The sequence below is a fragment of the Megasphaera sp. DJF_B143 genome, assembly GCF_900320625.1.
Taxonomy (GTDB): Bacteria; Bacillota; Negativicutes; order Veillonellales; family Megasphaeraceae; genus Megasphaera; species Megasphaera hexanoica.
This window is the reverse complement of the sequence record NZ_ONTA01000081.1, coordinates 1-4,961: the sequence shown is the minus strand read 5'-3', so window position 1 is coordinate 4,961 and position 4,961 is coordinate 1. Positions and strand designations below refer to the sequence as shown.

At 50.4% G+C, this 4,961-nt stretch carries 3 protein-coding genes; all 3 read left to right on the top strand.

Going from position 1 to position 4,961, the window contains the following annotated elements:
• A partial coding sequence (locus DBO31_RS02345) for a 3'-5' exonuclease (protein ID WP_150824345.1) occupies positions 1-1,833 on the top strand: 1,833 nt, incomplete at its 5' end.
• A 27-nt stretch (positions 1,834-1,860) separates the two neighbouring features.
• Entirely contained in the window at positions 1,861-3,855 is a 1,995-nt protein-coding gene (gene ligA, locus DBO31_RS02340) for an NAD-dependent DNA ligase LigA (protein ID WP_150824344.1), read from the top strand.
• Positions 3,856-4,049: 194 nt separating this feature from the next.
• Positions 4,050-4,910: a MerR family transcriptional regulator gene (locus tag DBO31_RS02335; protein ID WP_150824343.1), complete on the top strand. Its 861-nt coding sequence runs from the start codon at positions 4,050-4,052 to the stop codon at positions 4,908-4,910.
• Positions 4,911-4,961: the final 51 nt, after the last annotated feature.

Genomic DNA, 4,961 nt, shown 5'->3' with positions numbered 1-4,961 from the left:
TGCCTGAAAGAACTGAATCTGGACGATAAGCAATTTCCCCCGCGATCCGTTCTGGGAACTATCTCCGGAGCCAAGAATGCGCTCATGGATTCCCAGGCGTTCGCCCGCCGGGCCGGTGATTTCTATGAACAAAAAGTAGCCGATGTCTACGACCTGTATGAAAAGAAACTGAAAGCCAATAATGCCCTCGACTTCGACGATTTGCTGCTCCTGGCCGTGCGCCTGCTGCAGGAAAACGAAGAGGTCCGGGAAAAATATCAGGACCGGTTCCAGTATATTCTCGTCGATGAATATCAGGATACGAACCATGCCCAGTACATGCTGACCCACATCCTGGCGGCCAAATGGAAGAACATCTGCGTCGTCGGCGATGCCGATCAGAGCATCTACGCCTGGCGTGGTGCCGATATCCGCAATATCATGGATTTCAACCGCGACTACCCTCAGGCTGCGTCCATCAAGCTGGAGCAGAATTACCGTTCTACCAAAACAATCCTCAAAGCAGCCAATGCCGTCATCGACAACAATATGGACCGGCCGCAGAAGAATCTGTGGACGGAAAATCCGGAAGGCCATAAAATCATACATTATCACGCCCAGACGGAACACGATGAAGCCGATTATGTAGCGGGTGTCATCTATAACCGTCATACCATTGAAAATGAGCCGTACGGTGATATGGCCATCCTGTTCCGCACCAATTCCCAGTCCCGTGTGCTGGAAGAAAAACTGATGCGCTATTCGATTCCCTATACCATGGTAGGCGGTACGAAATTCTATGACCGCAAGGAAATCAAGGATATCATCGCCTATCTGCGCCTTTTGTATAATCCGGAAGACAGCCTGAGCCTGATGCGCATCATCAATGTACCGAAGCGCAACCTCGGCGCTACTACGCTGGAACATCTGGCAGAATATGCCGAAAAGAAGGGCATTTCCTTATTTGAAGCCCTTTCGTCTACGGAAGAAATCCCCGTCACCAAACGGGCCAAGGCCTCACTGGAACAGTTTTCCATCATGATTTTCGATTTGCTGGGCCATGTCGATGAATGGGATGTCCAGACCCTGATGGAAGAAGTCATCCGGCAGACCGGATATGGCGATATGCTCGATAAAGAAGCTGCCCATGATCCGCAGGGGGAAAGCCGTAAGGATAATGTCGGCGAATTTCTTTCCGTTGCCAAAGATTATGTCGATTCCAATCCGGAAGGGAGTCTGCAGGATTTCCTGGAAAATGTCGCTTTGGTCAGCGATGTCGATGAATTTGAAAGCAGCGATTCCAAGGTTACGCTCATGACGCTTCACGCCGCGAAAGGCCTGGAATTCCCTGTCGTATTTCTGGTCGGCATGGATGAAGGATTGTTCCCTCACAGCCGGACTCTCATGGACGAATCCCAAATAGAAGAAGAACGGCGCCTGGCCTATGTCGGCATTACCCGGGCGGAACGCCAGCTGTATGTGACCAATGCTTCGACGCGCACCATGTACGGCCGTATTTCCGCCTATCTTCCCAGCCGCTTCCTCGACGAAATCCCGGAATCGCTGGTTGAAGAGTACCACCGCCGCACGGCCATGCCCCAGAATCACGCCGGGGACGTGCCAGCACGGCAACGCGTGTCTATCCTGACCAAGCCGGTCACGACGAGTCTGCCCAAAAAGCACGCTGTCGATCACACCTGGCAGAAAGGCGATACGGTGCGCCATAAAATATGGGGAACCGGCAAGGTTCTGGAAGTCATAGGCAGTGGTGAAAATCTGCAGTTGAAATTGGAATTTCCCACTAAGGGTGTGCGCCAGGTCATGGCAAAATTTGCACCCATAGAAAAAGTGTAGCCACACAGGCTCACCGAGGAGGTCTGAATGGAAAAAGAAAAAGCGCGCCTGCTGGAATTGCGCAAGACGATCGATGAACTCAGCTATCAGTACTATACACTCGATAAGCCGACGATGACCGATTATGAATACGATATGCTGTACCGGGAACTGGAAACGATAGAAAAGAATCATCCGGACTGGGTGACGCCTGACTCGCCGACCCAGCGCGTCGGCTCGAAAATTTCCGGCGGCTTTGAAAAATATACCCACGACAGACCCATGCTCAGTATGGGAGATGTCTTCAACGACCAGGAACTGATGGAGTTTGATCAGCGTGTCCGCAGTGATCTGGGGGGAGAAGACCTGGAATATGTGGTCGAATTGAAAATCGACGGGCTGGCAGTCAATCTGATTTATGAAAATGGCCAGTTCATCCGTGGCGTTACCCGCGGAGACGGGCGGGTCGGTGAAGATGTCACCAATAATGTCCGTACTATCCGTACGATCCCCCTTCATATCGACAGCACTTCCCCCCACATGGAAATCCGCGGCGAAGTCTATATGCCGATACAGGCCTTTGAACAACTAAATGCCCAGCGCCGCGATGACGAGCTGGAACCTTTCGCCAATCCCCGCAATGCCGCGGCCGGATCGCTGCGGCAACTTGACCCGCAGATTACGGCCCAGCGCAAACTCGCCTTTTTCGCCTATGCCATCGGGGGAACGGTAGGCATTGACATTCCCAGCCAGGAAGCACTGCTGGAAGATCTGAAAGCATTTCACTTCCAGGTCAACAAGGAATACCGGAAGTTTAAGACGATGGCCGATGTCATTACGTTCATCCATAGCTGGGATGACCGGCGGGACAAGCTGCCATATGCGACAGACGGCATGGTCGTCAAAGTCAATTCCTTCGCCCAGCAGGCCCGTCTGGGGAACACGGTCAAGATTCCCCGCTGGGCCATCGCCTATAAATTCCCGCCGGAACAGGCCCGTACGAAGGTGCTGAATATTTCTGTCAGCCTGGGCCGGACCGGGGTTCTGACACCGGCTGCCGACCTCAAACCGGTCCGTCTCGCCGGGACTGTAGTCAAACGGGCCACGTTGCACAACGAAGACTATATCCGCGAAAAGGATATCCGCATCGGCGATACGGTAATCATCCAGAAGGCAGGAGAAATCATTCCCGAGGTGGTCCGCGCTGTTACAGCTGACCGTGATGGCAGCGAACAGGTATTTTCCATGCCGGCCCGCTGCCCGAGTTGTGGCGGACCGGTCGTACGCCGCGAAGGAGAAGCGGCTACGCGCTGTATCAATCCCGACTGTCCGGCCGTCATCCTCGAACGGGTCGCCCATTTCGTTTCCCGCAATGCCATGAATATTGACGGCCTCGGCGATGCCATCGTCAGCCAGCTCCTGGATCATCATCTGATCCATACCGTAGCCGATATTTATGGCCTGAAAAAGGAAGATTTACTGGACCTCGACGGATTTGCCGATAAATCGGCAGATAATCTGCTGAAAGCTATCGAAACGAGCAAACATGTAGGCCTGGCACGGGTCTTGTTTGCCCTGGGAATCCGCTTTGTCGGTGCCAAAGCTGGTCGGATCCTGGCCGAATGTTTCGGATCCATCGATGCCATCATGACAGCTAAGGCAGACGAATTGACCGTCATTGACGAAATCGGCCCGCGTATTGCCGAAAGCGTCGTATCCTATTTTGCCGATGATAAAAGCCGGGCCCTCATCGAGCAACTGCGCCAGTACGGTGTCGATATGACTTGTGAAAAACGGCAGCTCATCAATGCTTCCTTTGATGGGGAAGTAGTCGTCCTCACAGGAAAACTGGAATCCATGACCCGCCAGGAAGCGCAAAAAGCCGTGGAAGACCGCGGTGGCCGGTGTACTTCGTCAGTTACGAAAAAGACGACTCTCGTCATAGCCGGTGCCGATCCGGGAAGTAAGTATGAAAAAGCACAGCAGCTGGGCACACATATCATCTCAGAAGCGGAATTCCGTGAATGGCTGGAGCGGGAATGATAACGCATTAGAGAGTCATGACGCTGTCCGTGGCAGTGTCATAGTCAGGGGACTGCAGCAAAATGGGAAAACAAGGCCCGTTCTGTTACAGTCCTCCTTTTCTCTGTGACTTTAGTATGAAAAGTCTTGATTTATTTCATTAATAATGAAATAATATACATAACAAATATCCTATGTTGAAGGACTGATGCAACATGAAAAATAACAAGCTGACGATTGGACAAATGGCAAAAATGAATCATACGACAATCAGTACGCTTCGCTTGTATGATAAACTGGGCATTTTAAAGCCAATCTATGTCAATCCAAACAGCAATTACCGGTATTATGACATCCGTCAGTGCATCACTTTCCGTGCCATACAATTTCACAAAAATATCGGATTAAGCTTAAAAGAAGTTGAAAATATATCCAAAACAGATACATTTTCTTATGTCGAAGAATTATACTATCGCCGTCTTGATGAACTATCCAAACAAATCGAAGCCCTTAATGCCCAGCAGCGGGCTATCATCCGATCTCTCCATGCAATCCGCCATATCGTCGATCTGCCTCCCGTCGGGACAACCAGCCTGACGTACTTCGATACAGAATATGCGTATACCAAACCAGCAGAGCGCGATTACTTAAAAGAAGATTCCGGCAGCGTAGAACTGGGGATTTCTCATCTTTTGGAGGACATGGAAAAAAACAACTATTCTTATGAATATGCCTTCTTTATTGGCCTGACGGTCCGACGTGAAGATTTTCTTTCTAATAGTGCGAGAAGTGATATGTTATGCCTGTATGTTGACCGGTCGTATGCGGACAAACGCCATATCCAGGAGCAGCCTCAGGGTCTCTACGCCTGCATATATTTTGACACGTTCAGCAGAATTGGCGAATACATGGATAAACTGTACCAGTTTTGCCAGGAAAAAAACTGTACGATTACAGGAGATGTCATTTGCCGTTGGATGGGAACGATGAATCTGCAGCGGTTCATTAATCATGAAGAATTTTTACGCCTGCAAGTACCTGTCACTCTTCCTGAACCACCGGATATAAACGTTTAACTATTTTTTCAAACAGAGTTTAAAATCGTATAGTTTTAGTTAATTTGTCTA